Source organism: Prauserella shujinwangii, assembly GCF_003001955.1.
GTDB lineage: Bacteria > Actinomycetota > Actinomycetes > Mycobacteriales > Pseudonocardiaceae > Qaidamihabitans > Qaidamihabitans shujinwangii.
This window is the reverse complement of the sequence record NZ_PVNH01000003.1, coordinates 70,285-88,766: the sequence shown is the minus strand read 5'-3', so window position 1 is coordinate 88,766 and position 18,482 is coordinate 70,285. Positions and strand designations below refer to the sequence as shown.

At 71.9% G+C, this 18,482-nt stretch carries 15 protein-coding genes; 2 read left to right on the top strand and 13 right to left on the bottom strand.

All coding sequences use genetic code 11. From position 1 onward, the window contains the following. Positions 1-318: 318 nt before the first annotated feature. The 4 genes from B0I33_RS07120 to mtrA form a co-directional block, all read right to left on the bottom strand. Positions 319-1,002, bottom strand: a complete 684-nt coding sequence (locus B0I33_RS07120) for a ComF family protein (RefSeq protein WP_106177780.1) — start codon at positions 1,000-1,002, stop codon at positions 319-321. 105 nt (positions 1,003-1,107) lie between these two features. Continuing rightward, on the bottom strand, positions 1,108-2,871 hold the full coding sequence (locus B0I33_RS07115) for an LpqB family beta-propeller domain-containing protein (RefSeq protein ID WP_425440450.1): 1,764 nt from the start codon (positions 2,869-2,871) through the stop codon (positions 1,108-1,110). Then, positions 2,868-4,640 (bottom strand): MtrAB system histidine kinase MtrB, encoded by a 1,773-nt coding sequence (gene mtrB, locus B0I33_RS07110; protein WP_106177779.1) that lies wholly within the window; start codon positions 4,638-4,640, stop codon positions 2,868-2,870. Before mtrB ends, B0I33_RS07115 begins: the two co-directional genes overlap by 4 nt. A 7-nt stretch (positions 4,641-4,647) precedes the next feature. After that, positions 4,648-5,325 (bottom strand): MtrAB system response regulator MtrA, encoded by a 678-nt coding sequence (gene mtrA, locus B0I33_RS07105; RefSeq protein ID WP_106177778.1) that lies wholly within the window; start codon positions 5,323-5,325, stop codon positions 4,648-4,650. Between the two features lie 178 nt (positions 5,326-5,503). On the opposite strand from mtrA, the gene B0I33_RS07100 reads away from it, so the two are divergent. Then, positions 5,504-6,289, top strand: coding sequence for an IclR family transcriptional regulator (locus B0I33_RS07100; protein WP_106177777.1), 786 nt, complete (start codon positions 5,504-5,506; stop codon positions 6,287-6,289). 18 nt (positions 6,290-6,307) lie between these two features. Here B0I33_RS07100 and B0I33_RS07095 read toward each other — a convergent pair whose 3' ends face one another. Both B0I33_RS07095 and ahcY read right to left on the bottom strand, forming a co-directional pair. Continuing rightward, a complete protein-coding gene (locus B0I33_RS07095) occupies positions 6,308-6,949 on the bottom strand; it encodes a dTMP kinase (protein WP_106177776.1) in 642 nt (213 codons plus the stop codon). 84 nt (positions 6,950-7,033) lie between these two features. Next, on the bottom strand, positions 7,034-8,506 hold the full coding sequence (gene ahcY / locus B0I33_RS07090; RefSeq protein WP_106177775.1) for an adenosylhomocysteinase: 1,473 nt from the start codon (positions 8,504-8,506) through the stop codon (positions 7,034-7,036). 112 nt (positions 8,507-8,618) lie between these two features. Here ahcY and B0I33_RS07085 point away from each other — a divergent pair, with 112 nt between their 5' ends. Next, positions 8,619-10,934, top strand: a complete 2,316-nt coding sequence (locus B0I33_RS07085) for a hypothetical protein (protein WP_106177774.1) — start codon at positions 8,619-8,621, stop codon at positions 10,932-10,934. Between the two features lie 30 nt (positions 10,935-10,964). Here the strand turns inward: B0I33_RS07085 and B0I33_RS07080 are convergent, their stop codons facing one another. From B0I33_RS07080 to B0I33_RS07050, 7 genes are all read right to left on the bottom strand, one after another. Then, positions 10,965-11,672: a hypothetical protein gene (locus B0I33_RS07080; protein WP_245900483.1), complete on the bottom strand. Its 708-nt coding sequence runs from the start codon at positions 11,670-11,672 to the stop codon at positions 10,965-10,967. 228 nt (positions 11,673-11,900) lie between these two features. Next, complete coding sequence (locus B0I33_RS07075) at positions 11,901-13,415, bottom strand: amino acid permease (RefSeq protein WP_106178225.1); 1,515 nt, start codon at positions 13,413-13,415, stop codon at positions 11,901-11,903. 42 nt (positions 13,416-13,457) lie between these two features. Continuing rightward, the gene (locus B0I33_RS07070; RefSeq protein ID WP_106177772.1) at positions 13,458-14,387 is read right to left on the bottom strand and encodes a cation diffusion facilitator family transporter; all 930 of its coding nucleotides are present in this window, start codon (positions 14,385-14,387) and stop codon (positions 13,458-13,460) included. A 56-nt stretch (positions 14,388-14,443) separates the two neighbouring features. Beyond that, positions 14,444-15,673 carry a mannose-6-phosphate isomerase, class I gene (manA, locus tag B0I33_RS07065; protein WP_106178224.1) on the bottom strand — a complete coding sequence of 410 codons (1,230 nt, stop codon included), beginning with the start codon at positions 15,671-15,673 and terminating at the stop codon, positions 14,444-14,446. A 59-nt stretch (positions 15,674-15,732) separates the two neighbouring features. After that, positions 15,733-16,824: an SIS domain-containing protein gene (locus tag B0I33_RS07060; protein ID WP_106177771.1), complete on the bottom strand. Its 1,092-nt coding sequence runs from the start codon at positions 16,822-16,824 to the stop codon at positions 15,733-15,735. Further along, positions 16,814-17,032 carry a Trm112 family protein gene (locus B0I33_RS07055; RefSeq protein ID WP_106177770.1) on the bottom strand — a complete coding sequence of 73 codons (219 nt, stop codon included), beginning with the start codon at positions 17,030-17,032 and terminating at the stop codon, positions 16,814-16,816. The genes B0I33_RS07060 and B0I33_RS07055 overlap by 11 nt, the downstream gene beginning before the upstream one ends. A gap of 17 nt (positions 17,033-17,049) precedes the next feature. Further along, positions 17,050-18,405: a phosphomannomutase/phosphoglucomutase gene (locus B0I33_RS07050; RefSeq protein WP_106177769.1), complete on the bottom strand. Its 1,356-nt coding sequence runs from the start codon at positions 18,403-18,405 to the stop codon at positions 17,050-17,052. Positions 18,406-18,482 lie beyond the last annotated feature (77 nt).

The following is an 18,482-nucleotide window of genomic DNA, read 5'->3' as shown; positions in this document are numbered from 1 at the left end:
GCCGATGGCGGTTAGAACAGCCCCCGGGGCGGGGGACGTCATGCGGTGAGAACCCGTCACCGTCCGCAGTGGACAGGGGGTGCTCCCCGTTCGCCGGAGCCCCGTTCGGAGCAGCGGGTTCACCTGGACTTCATGCCGCGGACACGCGGGAACCGGGCCGAGCTGTTGCAGACCGAGATCCGCACCGAGCGTTCGCATCACCCCGGCGGGGTGACCCACGGACGGTGTCGGCCTCATGCCCCGTCAACGAGTGGCCCCGGGAGCGGGTTCCCGGCCCACAACCACTCGAACGAGTGAAGGAAGGTGCCCGGCCGGAGCTCAGCCCGCCGCCGTGAGGGTGAGCGTCGCGACGACCTCGGCACCGCCCGTACGCAGCGCGTTCGCGCAGGTCACGGCCGTCGCACCGGTGGTCACGACGTCGTCGAGCAGCACGACCGGCGTCCCCGGTGGTGGGCTGCCCGCGGGGCGTGCCCGCACCCTGCCCGCCAGGTTGGCCACGCGCTCGGCGGGACCGAGCCCGACGGCGTCCCGCGCCCCCGCACCGAGCCGCAACGCCGGGGCGACGGCCGCGGGCACTCCCCGGGCGGCCAGCTCGGCCGCGCACCGGCGAGCCAGCGCGTGCACGTGCTGCCCGCCCCTGGCCCTGGCCGCCGACCGGCGGGAAGGCGCGGGCACGAGCCACCACGTGCCGTCGGCGGCGGGGCGGCCGCCCGGCAGATACGGCACCGCCGCGGCGAGGGCGGCGCCGAGCGGCCGGGCCAGGTCCCGCCTGCCCCGCTCCTTGTACGCGAGCACGAGCCGCCGGGGAACGCCGTCGTAACGGGCGAGCGCGTGGATCTCGGTGCCCGCGGCCACGCGGCGCACGAGCTCCCGCCCGGCGAGCGTCGCGGCGCAGGACGGGCAGCAGGCCGCCCCCTGGTCGCCGCAGCCCGCGCACGAGGCGGGCAGCAGCAGGTCGAGCGCCGCCCTTCCGGCCGCACGCGCGGTCGTCCACACCGTCATCCGAGCAGCGTGGGGCCTGCCACCGACAAAAAGAGCCTCCCCGAGGGGTCGTGCGTGCGGAACGTCGTTCTCACCACGCTTCCCACTCACGAGGCGGGCGGGTGGTCAGCCCGGGTAGAACGGCAGCGCGTCGGCCATGCTCTGGGCGTGCGGACGCCACACGTCGCCCACGTCGCTGGCCGTCCACAACCCGCCCGCGTCGGCCACCACGATCGGCCTGCCGGGCGCGGCGGTGATGCCCCGCATCGGCGGTGTCAGGTTGGAGCTGTTGAACGGATCCATCCGCAGCCCGTCGACGGGCACCCTGGCCACCGGGACCGAGTCGGACGCGGTCGCCACGATGAGCGTGTCCTGGCTGACCCAGTCGACGTCGACGACCTCGCCCAGCTGCCCGCTCTGCAGGATCCGCGGCGCGCGCAGCGTCACCGACGTGCCGTCCGCCCCGCGCACCACCGAGGCCACCATGAGCTGACCGCCCGCCACCAGCGCGACCCGAGCGCCGTCGCGGGACATCCGCAACGCGGTGATCTCGCCGACCGCCGCGATCTCCGACGCGTTGACCAGCTGCGGTGTCCACGTGCCGTCCGGAGCCCGCAGGATCCGCACGACCTCCTCCTGGTTGACGACCGTCCACAGCTCGCCCGACGACGTGGACGTCGACGCCGAGGGCCGCCAGCTGGGCCGGCTGAGCGAGGTCGCCTTGTCGATGTCCACGATCTGCCCGGTCTGCCCGTAGTCGCCGACCCGCAGCCTCGCCCGGTCGCCGACGCGCTCCACCACGGCGAGCTGCCCGCCGTTGATGGACTGGGCGGCGCTCTCGACGTTCAGCGCACCGCTGCCCGCGGGCCCGTCGATGGGCGCTCCGGTGCCGAGCGAGCGGATCCGTCCGCCGACCACCATCAGCCCCGGCAGGTCCGAGCTGGGCGACGACAGCGCCTCGTAGGCGGGCAGCTCGCTGGGCCGCCAGTCGATGTGGCCCGGCACCAGGGCCGTCCCGTCGGAGAGCAGCCGGATCCGGCTCGTCGTGACGTTCTGCAGGGACCGCACGATCTGCGCGGCCATCAGCTCCTTGTCCTGCCTGCTGTGCTCGTCGACGCCGGACAGCGGAACGACGAGGGCGCCGTCGTCGGTGCCCGTCACGTTGCTCTCCAGCGTGGCCGAGTCGCCGAGCATGTTCCGGACGGCTCCGCTGAGCCCGTTCGACGGCCCGCCGAGCAGCAGGTCCATCACCCGCGCGGGCAGGCCGGACTGCGGCTTCGCGACGACGTAGCGCAGATCCGGCACGAGCGCGTTGGAGTCCGGGGCGAAGAAGTACACCGGGACCCGGAAGTAGCTCTCGGTGAAGTCGGTCTCGGTGATCAGGACACTGTTCGGCGGGTCGACGATCCGCCACTGGCCGTCCTGCTGGCGGCGCAGCCGCACCGGCAGCTCGATGGGGTCGGTCGACGGGATGAACGCGCTGTCCGGTGCGAGCCTGCCGACGTGGAAGCCGCGCAGCGTCACGAGCTTCTCGTTCTCGTCGGGGGGCTGCTCGCTGCTCGGCGCGTAGACGGTGCCGAACGTGTCCTCGATGATCGTGATGGTCTGGTCCGGCCGCCACTCCTTGCGCGCGTTCTCGCTGAGGTAGGCCCGCGAGACGGCGTAGTCGCTGGTCGGCTGCGAGCTGGCGCGCACGAACTCCCGCACGACCGTGAGCGGGTCCAGTCCGATCGCGGGCTCGGGCACCTCCTGCGTCGGCTGGCCGACGCGCTCCCTCGGGATCGCCTCCGGCTGCGACTCCGCCGGGATGTTCGCGCATCCGCCGGCGAGCAGCACGCAGAGGATCGCCCCGAGCAGCGCCCGCGACCGTCCGGTCCGGATACGGCTCACCTGACCTCCTCGTGCTCCCGGTCGGGTGCGGGCAGCCCGGGCGGAGCTTGCTCGACGGGAGCCTCGACCTCGCCCTCGATGGCGGAGCCGGGACCCGCGGGCACGCCGTCCGGCTCGTCCGAACCGTCCGGTTCGCCCGGTTCACCCGGCTCGTCCGGCGGCAGGCCGAGCGGGCTCTCGCCGATCTCCTCACCCACCTGGCGCGGCAACGTCAGGCGGAAGCACGCCCCGCGGTCCGGCTCGCCCCACGCCTCCAGCAGCCCGCCGTGCAGGCGGGCATCCTCATGGCTGATCGCGAGCCCCAGCCCGGTGCCGCCGGTGCGCCGGTTGCGGGAGGGGTCGGCCCGCCAGAAGCGGTTGAACACCAGTTCGGCCTCGCCGGGCCGGAGGCCGACGCCGTAGTCGCGCACGGTCAGCGCGACCGCCGACTCGTTGGCACCCACCCGCAGGCACACGGGCTTGCCCTCGCTGTGGTCGACGGCGTTGGCGAGCAGGTTGCGCAGGATTCGCTCGACCCGGCGGGCGTCGATCTCCGCCATCACCGCGTCCTCGGGCAGCTCCAGCTCGATGGAACTGCCGACGTTGCCCGCGATGACGCTGACCTGCTCCACGGCCCGCTCGGCGATCGGCCGCACGTCCACGTGCTCCGGCGAGAGCTCCTCGACGCCCGCGTCGAGCCTGCTGATCTCCAGCAGGTCGCGGAGCAGGGTCTCGAAGCGGTCCAGCTCGTCCACGAGCAGCTCGGTCGACCTGGCCAGGCCCGCGGGGAACTGCTCGCGCGAGGCGTGCAGGACGTCCGCCGCCATCCGCACCGTGGTGAGCGGCGTGCGCAGCTCGTGCGAGACGTCCGAGGTGAACCGCCGCTGCAGCTGCCCGAACTCCTCGAGCTCCCGCATCTGCCGTTCGATGCTGGCCGCCATCTCGTTGTACGAGACGGCGAGCTTGGCGAGGTCGTCCTCGCCGACCACGTCCAGCCTGCGATCGAGTTCGCCGTCGGCGAACCGCTCCGCCACCGCCGCCGCCCTGCGGACCGGGCGGACGACCTGGCGGGTGACCATGTTCGTGATGCCGGCGAGCAGGAGCAGTAGCACCAGCCCGCCCACGAGCAGCGTGTTCTGCACGGTCGCGACCGTGTTCTGCTCCGCGGTGAGCGGGAACAGCAGGTACAGCTGCAGCGGCCGCGACGTGGTGGTGACGGGCGCACCGACCTCGAGGTAGGTCGTCCGGTCGGCGCCGGTGCCCACCGTGTGGATCTGCCACGCCTGCTGGTTGTTCTCGACGAAGTTGCGCAGCCCGCTGGGCACCTTCTCGTAGGGGCCCGCGTAGATCGTGTCCGAGGGCGACCGGTCCGGGTCCCCCGCCGCGAGCACGGGCTCGAACGCGCCCGCGGCCGAGCTGGACGTGTCCTGCGTCGCGACCGAGCTGCTGGTGATCTTCTTCAGCGCGTTGTTCAGCCGGTTGCGCAGGCCCTCCTCCTGGCCCGTGTCGCCGACCAGCTGGCTCTCCGCGGTCTGGACGACGACCTGCAGCTGGGCCTGCGCGGCCTTACGCTTGGTCTCCATCAGCCGTTCGGTGATCTGGCTCTGCAGCACCATGCCCAGCACGAAGACGACGGCCGACGACAGCGCGAGGGTCGAGACCGTCACCCGGAACTGCAACGAGCGGCGCCAGAGCTCACCGAAGGCGGTCATCCGGCGCCTGCCGAACGTCGCCGCCCGGGTCGCCAGCCTGGCGGCCGAGCGGCCGATCGTGTTCAGCCGCTCGTTCATGACTCAATCACGGGGGACCTGCTTTGTACCCGACACCCCGGACGGTCAGCACCACCTCGGGGTGTTCCGGATCTTTCTCCACCTTCGACCGTAGCCGCTGCACGTGCACGTTGACCAACCGCGTGTCCGCGGCGTGCCGGTAACCCCACACCTGCTCCAGCAGGACCTCACGGGTGAAGACCTGCCTCGGCTTGCGCGCCAGCGCCACGAGCAGGTCGAACTCCAGCGGCGTGAGCGCGATCGGCTTGCCGTCCCGGGTGACCTCGTGACCGGGCACGTCGATCGTGAGGTCGCCGATCGTCAGCGTCTCGGCGGGCTCGGACTCGGTGCGCCGCATGCGGGCCCGCACCCTGGCGACGAGCTCCTTCGGCTTGAACGGCTTGACCACGTAGTCGTCGGCGCCGGACTCGAGGCCGAGCACGATGTCCACCGTGTCGCTCTTGGCGGTGAGCATGACGATCGGCACCCCGGACTCCGCCCGGATCGCCTTGCACACGTCGATCCCGTTCATGCCGGGTAGCATCAGGTCGAGCAGCACGAGGTCGGGCTTGAGCTCGCGCAGAGCGGGCAGCGCACGCGAACCATCGGACACCACCGCGGTGTCGAAGCCCTCCCCGCGGAGCACGATGGTCAGCATTTCAGCGAGGGCGGGGTCGTCGTCGACGACCAGCACACGTGCCTTCATGAGCACACATATTCGCACTGCTGTCACGGTGTGCGAACACGGCCCGCCCTACCGCACCCGTACTAGCCCGATCGGAGCAGCCGGAATCGGTCCTCCAGCCCCTCCGTGCGGACCTCCGGACTTGCGCGGGGGCCGTATTGTGACCGAGTCGATTGCATGGGACTACTACCGTTGCACTATGCGGAACTCCGAGCCAGGCAAGAGCACCACCAGCCCGGTCCAGTCCGTGGATCGCGCGATCAGCGTGCTCGAGCTGCTCGCCCGCAGCGGCGAGGCGGGCATCACGGAAATCGCGGGTGAGCTCGGCGTGCACAAGTCGACCGTCTCCCGGCTGGTGAGCGTGCTGGAGGCGAGAGGGCTCGTCGAACAGCTCGGCGAGCGCGGCAAGTACGCCATCGGGTTCGGCATCGTGCGCCTCGCCGGGGCGGCGACGAGCCGTATGGACCTCGCCAAACTGGGCAACCAGACGTGTCAGACACTCGCCGAGTCGCTCGGCGAGACCGTGAACATCGCCGTCGCCGACGACGGCATCGCGATCAACATCAGCCAGGCGCACGGCTCCGCCGCGGTGACCGCGCACAACTGGACGGGCAGGCGCACGCCGCTGCACGCGACGTCCAGCGGCAAGGTCCTGCTCGCCTACATGGACGGCGAACGCAGGCGGCGGCTGCTCGGCGGGCCGCTCGAGCGGTACACCCCGCGGACCACGACCGAGCCCGCGACGCTGACCGAGGAACTGAACCGCATCGTCGAGAACGGCTACGCGGCGTGCTTCGAGGAGTTCGAGCTCGGCATGCACGCGGTGGCGGTACCGATCTTCGGCAGCGGCAACGAGGTCATCGCCGCGATGAGCGCCTCCGGGCCGTCGTACCGGCTCTCCCGGGAGCGTGTCCGGCAGCTCGTCAGGCCGATGGCGGAGGCCGCCGCCGAGCTGTCCGGTCAGCTGGGCCACTTCCCGGACTGACGTGCCGGCACGGGCACGTCAGCCGAGCAGCCTGCCGGCGAGCGCCGGGACGTCCGGTCCCGCGGCGCCGTCCACGACGTGCCAGGGCGAGAGCCAGCCGGTGGCGGCCAGCTCGTCGTAGACCTCCGCGCACCGGGCCTGCAGCCCGCCGTCGGACTCGAACGAGTCGCGCGCCCGGTCCGCGTCCGCGCGCGCCCGGCCCTCGGCCCTGCCGGCCGCGACCTCCGGGGCCACGCGGAGCAGGAGCTGCGCGTCCGGCACCGGCAGGCCGAACCGGTCGATCTCCAGCGTGCGCACCCACTCGACGAACCCGCCGCTCGCCTTCTCGCGCAGGCGGGCGGCGCCGTAGGCGGCGTTGGAGGCGACGTAGCGGTCGAGCAGCACCACGTCGTGGCCGTCCAGGCGGGCCCGGATGTCCCCGGCGGCGTCCCGGCGGTCGAGGGCGTAGAGCAGGGCCATGCCGTACACGGAGTCGGCGAGGTCACCGTGTTCGCCGTAGAGCGCCTCGCGGAGCAGGTCGGCGTGCACGTCTGCGCCGTACCGCGGGAACGCGAGCGTGCTCACCCCGGCCCCGGCCTGCCGCAACGCGGCCGTCAGCCGGTCGGTCAGCGTCCGCTTGCCCGCGCCGTCGAGCCCCTCGATCACCACCAGTCGACCCACGCGAGCACCTTACGTCACGAGCAGTGAAGGCCACCTTCACCGCGTCCAGCGCACTGAAGGTGGCCTTCACTGCCCAGCGGGCGCTCAGTAGCGGTAGTGGTCGGACTTGAAGGGGCCCTCGACGTCGACGTCGATGTACTCGGCCTGGTCCTTGGTGAGCTTCGTCAGCTCCCCGCCGAGCGCCTCGACGTGGATGCGCGCGACCTTCTCGTCGAGCTTCTTCGGCAGGCGGTACACCTCGCGGTCGTACTCGGCGTTGCGGGTGAACAGCTCGATCTGCGCGATCACCTGGTTGGAGAAGCTGTTGGACATCACGAAGCTCGGATGGCCGGTCGCGTTGCCCAGGTTCAGCAGCCTGCCCTCGCTCAGCACGATGATCGAGTGCCCGTCCGGGAAGGTCCATTCGTCGACCTGCGGCTTGATGGTGATCCGCCGGATCCCGGGATACCGCGCGAGCCCCGCCATGTCGAGCTCGTTGTCGAAGTGGCCGATGTTGCCGACGATCGTCTGGTGCTTCATCCGGGCCATGTGCTCGACCATCACGACATCCTTGTTGCCGGTCGTGGTGATCACGATGTCGGCCTCGGGCAGCACGGTCTCCAGCCGCTTCACCTGGTAGCCGTCCATCTGGGCCTGCAGCGCGCAGATCGGGTCGATCTCCGTCACCACGACCCGCGCACCCTGGCCGCGCAGCGACTCGGCCGCGCCCTTGCCGACGTCGCCGTACCCGCACACCACCGCGGTCTTGCCCGCCATGAGCACGTCGGTGCCCCGGTTGATCCCGTCGATGAGCGAGTGCCGGATGCCGTACCGGTTGTCGAATTTGGACTTGGTCACCGAGTCGTTGACGTTGATGGCCGGGAAGAGCAGCTGCCCCTGGGCCGCCAGCTGATACAGCCGCAGCACGCCCGTGGTGGTCTCCTCGGTGACGCCGAGGACGCCCTCACCGATCTTGGTCCACTTCCCCGGGCGCTCGGCCAGCGACCGGCGCAGCAGCTCCAGCACGACCTTCCACTCGTCCGGGTCGTCCGCCTCCGGTGCGGGCACGACGCCCGCCTTCTCGTACTCCGTGCCCTTGTGCACCAGCAGGGTCGCGTCGCCGCCGTCGTCGAGGATCATGTTCGGACCCTCGCCGTCCCAGGTCAGCATCCGCTCGGTGCACCACCAGTACTCCTCGAGCGTCTCGCCCTTCCACGCGAACACCGGAACGCCCCTCGGCTCCTCCGGGGTCCCGTGCGGGCCGACCACGACGGCGGCCGCGGCGTGGTCCTGCGTCGAGAAGATGTTGCACGAGGCCCAGCGGACCTCGGCACCGAGCGCCGTCAGGGTCTCGATGAGCACCGCGGTCTGCACGGTCATGTGCAGTGAGCCCGAGATCCGGGCCCCCCGGAGCGGGTACGCCTCCGCGTACTCGCGGCGCAGCGCCATCAACCCCGGCATCTCGTGCTCGGCCAGCCGGATCTCCTTCCGGCCGAACTCCGCCTCGCCGAGGTCGGCCACAGCGAACTCGACGCCACCCACCGTCCGGTGCCGGGAAGCAACGCTTTCAGGGGTCATTCGGGTCATTCCTCCAAGACTCGCTGTCACGCCAACCGGCCTGGCCGACGCATGAAGACTACCGTTGTTTGTTCGTTCTTCGTTTCTCGCGAACCAGGTAGGAGAGGTACCCGTGCCCCTTCCCGGGCCCGACACCCGCGTCGTCGAACTGCGCGTCCCGGGGCTGATCGGTACGAGCGGCGAGTCGCTGCTGGACTCCGTGGACACCGTCGAGGTGGCCGGCGACGGGGTCGGCAGACTGATCCGCCCCTCCGACCGGCTGCGCAGGCCGGCGCCCGGCCCGGTGCTGCAGGCCCTCGGCCGGTCGCTGCCGCGCACGACCGAGGGCTACCTCTGGAACCGCATGACCTCGGGCGGCGCCGTCAAGGCGACGTGGGCGCTGCTGTTCCCGTTCTCGCTGGCGAACGTGGCGCACTGGATGCTGCCGCCCGTGCGGTCCGGCAGCCGCACCGCGGCCGCGGTCGGCGCCGCCTGCCGCGGGCTGTTGCGGCTGGCCGGGCTGCTGCTGACGATCCTGCTGGTGACGCAGCTGGCCGTGATCAGCCTCGACCTGCTCGCCGCGCAGTGCCTCGCGCCCGGTGCCGCCTGCCTGGCGTTCGCGCCGTCGTGGGCACGGGACGTCGCCCTGGTGCGCACCGCCGTCGGCGTCGTGCCGCTGCTGCTGGTGATCGGCGTGCTGTACCGCGTGTCGTCGACCCGCTGGACGGTCAACGCCCCGGACCGGGCCCGGCACCCCGGTCCGGAACTGCCCGGCGACGACCTCGTGGACGGCACCGACACAGCCCTGCTGCGCTGCCTGCACGCGCTGTCCGCGCTGGCCACGGTCGCGCTGCTGTTGCTGGGCGGTCCGCTGCGCATACCGTCGGCGACCCCGGAGCTGGTGGCCTGGCTGGTGGCGGTGGTGCTGCTCGGGTTCGCGGTGCTGGCGGCGACGCTGCGGTGGCACGGCCTGCTCGGTCCGATCGCGCAGGCGGTGCTGCTCGGCGTGGGACTGGTCCTGCTGCTGACGGCCGCCGTGCTGCGGTCGCCGTTGCCGCCGTCGCTGTGGGGCACCAACGACGCCGTGCGCGTCGTCGGCGGCGGCCTGCTCGGCGTCACCGTCCTGTTCGCCCTGCTGCTGGTGCCCGCCGCGCTGCTGGCCAGGCCGGCGTGGGCGGCGCTGCCGCACCGGCTGCGGCCATGGGCCGGTGGCTGGGCCGCCGCTCCGGCGCTCGCGCTCGCCGGCCTGCTCGGGGGCGGCTTCGGCGCCGGGCTGGCCATCGCGCTGCGGCACCTCATCGACTCGGCCGCACTGCGGCTTCCGCAGAGCTACACCCTGGTCACCATGCTGTGGGGCGCCACCCTGCCGTTCGCCGCGCTGCTGTTCGCGGTGGTCTACGCCATCGCGATCCCGCTGCGGCGGCGCAGGCGGGGCGTCCCCGAGGTGGTGCGGATGCTCCAGCCGGAGGACGAGGACCGCGAGGAGGCCGCGACGGCCTGGGCCAAGGCGAGCTGGGAACGCAAGTGGCTGCACCGGCTGGTGCTCACGGTGGTGGCGGCGATGGGCGCCGGGGTCGCGGTGCTGCTGGCGGTCCGGTTCGGACTCGGCGCGCTGCCGGGCTGGCTGGACCCGCTTTCGGCGGTGGGCGTCGTCGCGCTCGGCGCGCTGGCCGCCGGGCTGCTCCGGGTCGTCTACACCACCGCGACCGGGCCGGAACGGAGCAGGCACCTCGGGGCGTTCGCCGACCTGGTGTCCTTCTGGCCGCGGGCGGCACACCCGGCCGTCCCGCCGTCGTACCCGCTGAAGGTCGTGCCGGAACTGGCCGAGCGGGCACGGGTCCACCTCGCCGAGCCCAACACCCGGGTGGTGCTCGCCGGGTACCACATCGGCGGCCTGCTGTCGGTGATCGCGGCGAGCAGGCTGGTCGCCGAGCTGCCGGAGGAGGACCGCGACCGGATCGGCCTGCTGACCGGCGGAGCCCCGCTGCAGTGGGGCTACCAGCGTGCCTTCCCCGCCGTGCTGCCGCACGAGTCGCTGGCCCGGCTGTACGGGCTGCTGGCGGGGCGCTGGCGCGGACTGTGCCGGGGGACGGACACGTTCGGCGGTGGGGCCACGACGTGGCGGCACCAGATGGTCGACGGCAGGCTGCTCGGCATCGGCTACCTGCCGGACGGTGGCGTCGGCGCGCTCCCGCCCGCGGTCCAGGGCCCGACCGGCGCGCTGGTGCTCGGCGGGGACCACTGGCTGCCTGACCCGCTGCGCGGTCCGATCAGCGGGCGGCGCTGGGTGCCGGGAGTGCGCAGGCACGCGGACTACGTCGCGGATCCCGAGTGGGACCGGGCGGTCGTGATGGCCGCCGGGCTGGAGGACGCGGACACGACGGCGCGGCTGGCCGAGCAGGTGCCGTTGTTCGGCGATCTGCTCGGCCAGCCGCGCTGCAACACCTAGCGGGCCGGGCCCGTCAGCCCGGCAGTGCCGTCAGGAGGTGGTCCTGCGGCGCATCCTGGCGAGCACCAGCAGGGCGGCGCCACCGGCGAGCAGCAGGGCCCCCACGCCGATCAGCCAGCCGCTGCCGAACCCGGTCGAGGCCAGGTCGTCGGTGTCCCCGGCGGGCGAGACGGCGGGCTGCGACGTCGTGGTCACCGCACCCCCGCCGCTCGTCGCCGTGGTGGACGGCGCGCTGCTCGACGTCTCGCCGGAGGTGGGGGTGGAGGTGCTGGTCTCCGGGCTGGAGACGGTGCTCGACGGCGGCGTGGTCTCGGTGTCCGAGGTGCCGGTCGTCGTGCTCGTGGTCGGCGTGGTCACGGTGCCGCAGAGGAACCAGTGGCTGATCTGCGGGATCTGGCCGCCCTTGTTCAGCGGCGCCCGCAGCTTCTCCCAGGTCGGCTCCTCGGGCAGCCCCTTCTCACCCGGGACGTAGAGGTTGTACTTGTCGCCACCCTTGACGATGATGCCGGTCACCTCGGCCCCGTCCGGGATGCCCGTGATCGTCAGGAACCTGTCCTCCTGCGTGCCACCGGTGTAGTCGACGTCGCCCTTGTCGATCGGCTCACCGTCCAGTCCGGCCTTCTGGCACGCGTCCTTCATACCCTCGTCGACGTTGCCGTCGACGATCTCGGCGCGGGGGTCTTCCTGGAAGGTCGCCGAGGCGGCGGTGGCCGAACCGGCCAGGACACCCAGCGCCAACGCCGAAACGGCGAACGCGCGAAGACCGAATCGCGGACTCACAGACATCAAGGAACTCCCGTGCGGGTTGGACTTCGGGGAAAATGAAACGCCCGTTCAGGGCGGGCGGCCGCCCGGACTGTATCCCGTCCGGGTGACGGCCCTGCCCCACTCCACACAGGAGTGACCGTTTCGATCCGCAGCGGTAACCTAATCGAGTCCCAACAACCACATGGCGGAACCAAGCAGCTAACTCTGCGTGACCGAAGAGTCCTGTTTGTCCCCCTGGCCGAGCAGGGCGTGGCGTTTGCCGTACGCGAAATAGACGAGCACACCGAGCGCCATCCAGGCAAGGAACCTCACCCAGGTGAGTACGGTCAGATTCAGCATCAGCCACAGGCACGCCACGATCGCGAGGATCGGAACCCACGGGACCCAGGGGACACGGAACCCGCGCGGCAGATCCGGCCGGGTGCGCCGGAGCACGATCACGCCCGCCGAGACGAGCACGAACGCGAACAGCGTGCCGACGTTGACCATCTCCTCCAGCTTGCCCGCGTCGAAGAACGTCGCGGCGATCGCGACCACCACGCCGACCAGGAGGTTCACCCGCACCGGCGTACCGCGGGAGCCGGTCTTCGCCAGCGGCCGCGGCAGCAGGCCGTCCCGCGCCATCGCGAACAGCACCCGCTGCTGCCCGAGCAGGAGCACCATCACCACGGTGGTGAGCCCGGCGAGCGCGCCGACCGAGATGATGTTGGCCGCCCAGTCGACCCCGTTCAGCGAGAACGCCGTGGCCAGCGTCTTGCGGCCGGCCGGTTCGGCGTCCGTGGCCAGCGCCGGGTACGGCACCATCCCGGCGACCACGAGGGACGTGGCCACGTAGAGCACGGTCACGATCGCCAGCGAACCGAGAATGCCGCGCGGCACGTCCCGCTGCGGGTGCCGGGTCTCCTCCGCGGTCGTGGCGACGATGTCGAAACCGATGAACGCGAAGAACACCAGCGAGGCGCCTGCCAGCAGTCCGAACGCGCCGTACACGCTGCCCGAGGTGCCGGCCAGCGCGGAGAGCAGCGACTGCTCCAGCCCGCCCGCGCTCTCCGCGGGCCCGGCCGCGGGCGGGACGAACGGCGTGTAGTTGTCCGGGTTGATATAGGCGATCCCCAGCACGATGACGAACAGGATGATCAGCACCTTGACCATGGTGATGACCAGGCTGAACCGCGACGACAGCTTGGTGCCCGCCGTCAGCAGCGCCGCCAGCACGGCCACGAGGAGCAGCGAGCCCCAGTCCGCGGTGGCCCCGGCGATCTCCACCGTGGTGCTGACGTTCTCACCGAACACGGACCGCAGCACGGTCTCGAGGTAAACCGACCAGCCCTTCGCCACCGCGGCCGCGGCGACGGAGAACTCCAGGATCAGGTCCCAGCCGATGATCCAGGCCAGGAACTCGCCGAAGGTCGCGTAGGAGAAGGTGTACGCACTGCCCGCCACCGGCACCGTCGACGCGAACTCGGCGTAGCACAACGCCGCGAGTCCACACGCGACACCGGCCATGACGAACGCGACCGCCACGGACGGCCCGGCGAGGTCACCCGCCGTCCGCGCGGTGAGCGTGAAGATCCCCGCACCGATCATCACGGCGACGCCGAAGACCGTCAGATCCCAGGCGCTGAGGTTCTTTCTCAGCCGGGTGTCCGGTTCGTCGGTGTCCGCAATGGACTGTTCGACCGATTTGGTCCGCCATATTCCGTTACGTGGCACCATTGCCTCCCATCGTCCTGGGTCTCAGGAACGATGGGCACCCTAGCGCGGGGGTGCGGAAATGGCGCGGTCCAGGTCCGGTTCGAGATACATCAACCGCGCGGCGGGCACCCTCTCCCGCACGCGGGCCTCGGCACCGTCGATGACGGCGGCCACCTCGGCCGTGGTCAGGCCCGGCCGCATCGCCAGCTTGGCGGCGACGAGCAACTCGTCGGGTCCGATGTACTGGGTGCGGATGTGGATGACCCGCTCCACGTCGCCGTCCGCGGCCAGCGCCTCGGTGATCGCCGTGAGCTCACGCTCGCTCGAGCCCTCGCCGATGAGCAGGCTCTTCATCTCGACGATGAGGATGATCGCGATGACGCCGAGCAGGACACCGATCATGATCGTGCCGATGCCGTCCCACACCGGCTCGCCGGTCACCACCGAGAGGCCGACGCCGATGAGCGCGAACACGAGCCCGAACAGGGCGCCCGCGTCCTCCAGCAGCACCACCGGCAGCTCCGGCGTCTTCGACTGCCGGATGAAGCCCCACCAGCTCGCATCGCCCTTGATCTTGGCGGACTCCACGATCGCCGTGCGGAAGCTGTAGATCTCCAGCGCGATGGCGACGACCAGGATCACGATCGCCACCGCGGGCGACGTCAGTTCCTCCGGATGCTGCACCTTGTGGATGCCCTCGTACAGGGCGAACACCGAGCCGAGCGTGAACAGCATCAGCGCGACGATGAACGAGTAGAAGTACCGGTCCCGCCCGTAGCCGAACGGGTGCTCCCGGGTGGCCCGTCGCCGCGACGTCCGCTGCCCCAGCAACAGCAGGCCCTGGTTCGACGTGTCGGCCACGGAGTGCACCGACTCGGCGAGCATCGAGGACGAACCCGTGATGAGGAACCCGGCGAACTTCGCGACGGCGATGCCCGCGTTCGCGAACAACGCCGCCAGAATCGCCTTGGTGCCGCCGTTTGCCGCCACTTCGCCCCCTGCCGCTCGGCTGTGTGATCGCGAGCAGCATACTGAGGCGCGCGGGCTCAGTCCGGGAAGGTCCCCGCTGTCGCCCGGAACAGGTGCGCGGGCCCCGCTTCGCACGGCCGCAGCCGCACCGCGGGGTCGGACGCGGGCAGCCACACCGACTGGCCGCGGCGCAGCTCGACGGTCCGGCCCTCCTCCGTCGTGATCCGCAGCGCGCCCTCCGTGCACAGCAGGATCTGCGGCCCGGAGCCGTCCAGCACGATCTCCTCGGTCTCGCCCGCCGCCCACTCGGCGCGGGCCAGCTCGAACTCAGGCGCGTCGGTGCGGTAGACCGACATGCGGCCGTCCCGTTCCCCGCGCAGCACGGGCATGTCCCCGCACGCGAAGTCGACCACCCGCAGCAGTTCCGGCACGTCCACGTGCTTGGGCGTCAGGCCGCAGCGGAGGATGTTGTCCGAGTTGGCCAGAATCTCGACCGCGGTTCCGTGCAGGTACAGGTGCAGGTTCCCGGCCGGGAGGTAGATCGCCTCGCCCGCGCTCAGCGTGAGCCGGTTGAGCAGCAGCGCGGCGAGCACCCCGGCGTCCCTCGGATGCGCCTCGCCCAGTTCCAGGATCGTGCGGCACTCCGCGTCGAACTCCCCGTGCTCCTTGATGTGCAGCACGCAGGCGTCGAGCACCTCGGGCAGCAGCTCGTCCAGCGCGGACTGCGGCAGCGTGATCCACGTGGTGAACAGGGCGCGCAGGCCGTCCGGGTCCGGCTGGGCGGCGAGCAGGTCGGTGTACTTCGACAGGCCCGGCGTCTCGACCGCCCTGAGCAGCTTCATCGTGCGATGCGGGTCGCGGAAGCCCGCGAGGGCGTGGAACTCGGTCAGCGCGCACACCAGCTCGGGCTTGGCCGTCGGGTCCGGGTAGTTCCGGTTGGGCGCGTCCCGCGGAATCCCGGCGGCCTCCTCACGGGCGTAGCCCTCCGCCGCCTGTTCCGCCGAGGGATGCGCCTGCATCGACAGTGGTTCCTCGGCGGCGAGGATCTTCAGCAGGAACGGCAACCGCCCGCCCCAGCGGCCCGCGCAGCGCTCGCCGAGCTGGCCGACCGGATCGGCCTCGACGACCTCCAGCAGCGTGCGCTCGGTGCCGTCCGGACCCGCGATGCGTGAGGGGTCACCGGGATGGGCGCCCATCCACAGCTCGGCCTCGGGATGCGGCGCGGGCACCGCGCGGCCCAGCAGCTCGGGGATAGTGGTCCGGGAGCCCCACGCATACGGCCGCACGGCATTGCGCAGCAGTTCCACGCTCACCTCAACTCCTCGCCGGTCGATCGCTCGTACCGGCCCGTCCAGTCCCGCCAGCGTCACACCATCGCGGGCGCGTGCCTGCCGGCTCCCCCAATGGTTCCAGCCGCGAGGCCCAGGTAGACCGCCGCGAGCTCGAACCGTAACGCGAGCATCGCGGCCCGGCCCGCGTCGTCAGCCTCGATCTCCTCGGCCGGCGCGAGCACGTCCGCCGCGTGGAGGTACTCGTGTGCCCGGTATCGGGCGCCGTCCGCGGCCGGTCCGGTGCGTACGGCGAGCAGCAGCACCCGCGGTAACGGGCCCTCGTCCGGTGAATCGTCCGGGTCGGCGAAGATGTTGCGCTCCCCGGTGCTCTCGACCGCGGCCCGGTGCAACGCGGGCCGGGCGAGGGCCTGCCGGTAGTCGGCCACGTCCGCGACCACGGCCGCGTGGGCTCCGAGCGCGTACGCGGCGTGGTGGCCGACCGCCACGCCGACCTGGTCCAGCCCCCACAGCAGCGGCAACCGGCCCGCGATGCGCAAGGCGAGCGCCTTCGCGGGGTTGACGAACGACTCGTGCCCCGGGTGGCCGCGCTCGGCCTCGGCGTCCAGGTGGTCGGCCAGCGACTCCACGTCGGCGACGAGCAGGCCGAGCGTGTTCGCGGTGAGCACACCGGCGGCGAAGGCCCTGGGGAAGGCGAGCGCGGGCGGCACCGGCACCCTCGGCGCCACGAGCAGGCCGCGGCCTGCCACGGCCGACGCGACGGGCCCGTCCGGCGGCGCGGAGAGCACCACCGTGGCGCCGTAGCGGCTGGCCCGTTCCAGGGACGCGGCGAGGTCGCTGTCGTTCGGGTCGTCGGTGTGCGCGAGCACGACGTCGAGCGCGCCGATCCATCCCGGCACGACGTCGCTGAGCACCACCGGCACCGGGCACGACGGCGCGAGCAGCGAAGCCAGCGCCAGCGCGGCGCTGCGGCCCGCGCCCGGCCGGACGACCACCACGAGCGACCGGGGCCGCCCGATGTCCAGCCGGTCCGCGAAGCCCAGTTCGGCGGCGGCCTCGACCGTCGCCCGCACCTGCGCGCCGGCCATCGCGGTGGCGCGCAGCAGCCCGGCGGTGTCGGCCTCCGTCAGGCGTGCGGGGTCGTCGAGCAGGCTGTCGTCAAGCACCATCGGAACGCGGTTCGTCGGACTCCGGCGTGGTCGCCTCGTCGAGCAGCAGTACCGGGATGCCGTCGCGCACCGGGTAGACGCGGCCGCACGACGTGCACGTCAGCGCGTCCGCCGACGGGTCGTCCGGAGTACCGGTACGCAGCGGTGCGTGATCCGGTGCCGGGCACGCGAGAATCTCCAGCAGCTGCGCATCAAGGGTCACGGCCATCTTTCCTCTTTACCACGCTATCCGCGGACCATCGCCAGCACTTCGTCGGCCAGCTCCTTCACCGCGGCCGAATCCGGCGCCTCGACGTTGAGCCGCAGCAGCGGCTCGGTGTTCGACGGCCGCAGGTTGAACCAGCCCCGGTCGCCGAGGTCGACGGTGAGACCGTCCAGCTCGTCGATGGTGACGCCGCTGCGGCCGGAGAACGCGTCCTTGACCGCCAGCATCCTGGCGACCTGGTCGTCCACCGTCGAGTTGATCTCACCCGACGCCGCGTACCGCGTGTACTCCCCGGTCAGGTCCGACAGGGTGCCCTCGTGCTCCCCCAGCGCGGCGAGGACGTGCAGCGCCGCCAGCATGCCCGTGTCGGCGCGCCAGAAGTCCCGGAAGTAGTAGTGGGCGGAGTGCTCGCCGCCGAAGATGGCACCCGTCTCGGCCATCTTCTCCTTGATGAAGGAGTGGCCGACGCGCGTGCGCACGGGCCGCCCGCCGTGCTCGGCGACGATCTCCGGAACGGCCTTCGACGTGATCAGGTTGTGGATGATCGTGCCACCCGGCTCCTTGGCCAGCTCGCGGACGGCCACGAGCGCGGTGACCGCGCTCGGCGGCACCGGGTCGCCGTTCTCGTCGACGACGAAGCAGCGGTCCGCGTCGCCGTCGAAGGCCAGGCCCGCGTCGGCGCCGAGCTCGCGGACCTTCGCCTGCAGGTCGACCAGGTTCGCCGGGTCCAGCGGGTTGGCCTCGTGGTGGGGGAAGGTGCCGTCGAGCTCGAAGTACATCGGCACGATCTCGGTCGGCAGCCCGTCGAACACCGTCGGCACCGTGTGCCCGCCCATGCCGTTGCCCGCGTCGACCACCACCTTGAGTGGCCGCGAACCGGAGAGGTCGACGAGCTTGCGCAGGTAGGCGGCGTAGTCGGCGAGCACGTCGCGCTCGACCACGGAACCGGGCTGCCCGGCGAACTCCGGCACGCCCTGCTCGACGGTGTCGCGGATCTCGGCGAGGCCGGACTCCTGCCCCACCGGGGCGGCGCCCGCGCGGCACAGCTTGATGCCGTTGTACTGGGCCGGGTTGTGGCTGGCCGTGAACATGGCCCCCGGCATGTTCAGCGAGCCGGACGCGAAGTAGAGCTGGTCGGTGCTGGCGAGCCCGATCGACACCACGTCGAGGCCCTGCGACGTCACGCCGTCGGCGAACGCGCGGGCGAGGCCGGGCGACGACTCGCGCATGTCGTGCCCGATCACCACGGACGGCGAGTCGGGCTTGATCAGCAACGCGAACGCCGCGCCGAAGTCGCGGACCAGGTCGGCGTTCAGCTGGTCGCCGACCACCCCACGGATGTCGTAGGCCTTCACGATGCCCGACAGGTCTGACACGCGTTCTCCCCGGTTGTCCGATGGTGGCTCACGCAAGCCTTCGATACCCGCGGGGAAGCCTACCGACACGTCCGGGT

Bases quoted from the DNA above. Each gene is read 5' to 3' on its own strand.
- B0I33_RS07120 (WP_106177780.1), bottom strand. From the start codon at position 1,002: ATGACGGTGTGGACGACCGCGCGTGCGGCCGGAAGGGCGGCGCTCGAC.
- mtrB (WP_106177779.1), bottom strand. From the start codon at position 4,640: ATGAACGAGCGGCTGAACACGATCGGCCGCTCGGCCGCCAGGCTGGCG.
- mtrA (WP_106177778.1), bottom strand. From the start codon at position 5,325: ATGAAGGCACGTGTGCTGGTCGTCGACGACGACCCCGCCCTCGCTGAA.
- B0I33_RS07100 (WP_106177777.1), top strand. From the start codon at position 5,504: ATGCGGAACTCCGAGCCAGGCAAGAGCACCACCAGCCCGGTCCAGTCC.
- ahcY (WP_106177775.1), bottom strand. From the start codon at position 8,506: ATGACCCCTGAAAGCGTTGCTTCCCGGCACCGGACGGTGGGTGGCGTC.
- B0I33_RS07060 (WP_106177771.1), bottom strand. From the start codon at position 16,824: ATGGTGCTTGACGACAGCCTGCTCGACGACCCCGCACGCCTGACGGAG.
- B0I33_RS07055 (WP_106177770.1), bottom strand. From the start codon at position 17,032: ATGGCCGTGACCCTTGATGCGCAGCTGCTGGAGATTCTCGCGTGCCCG.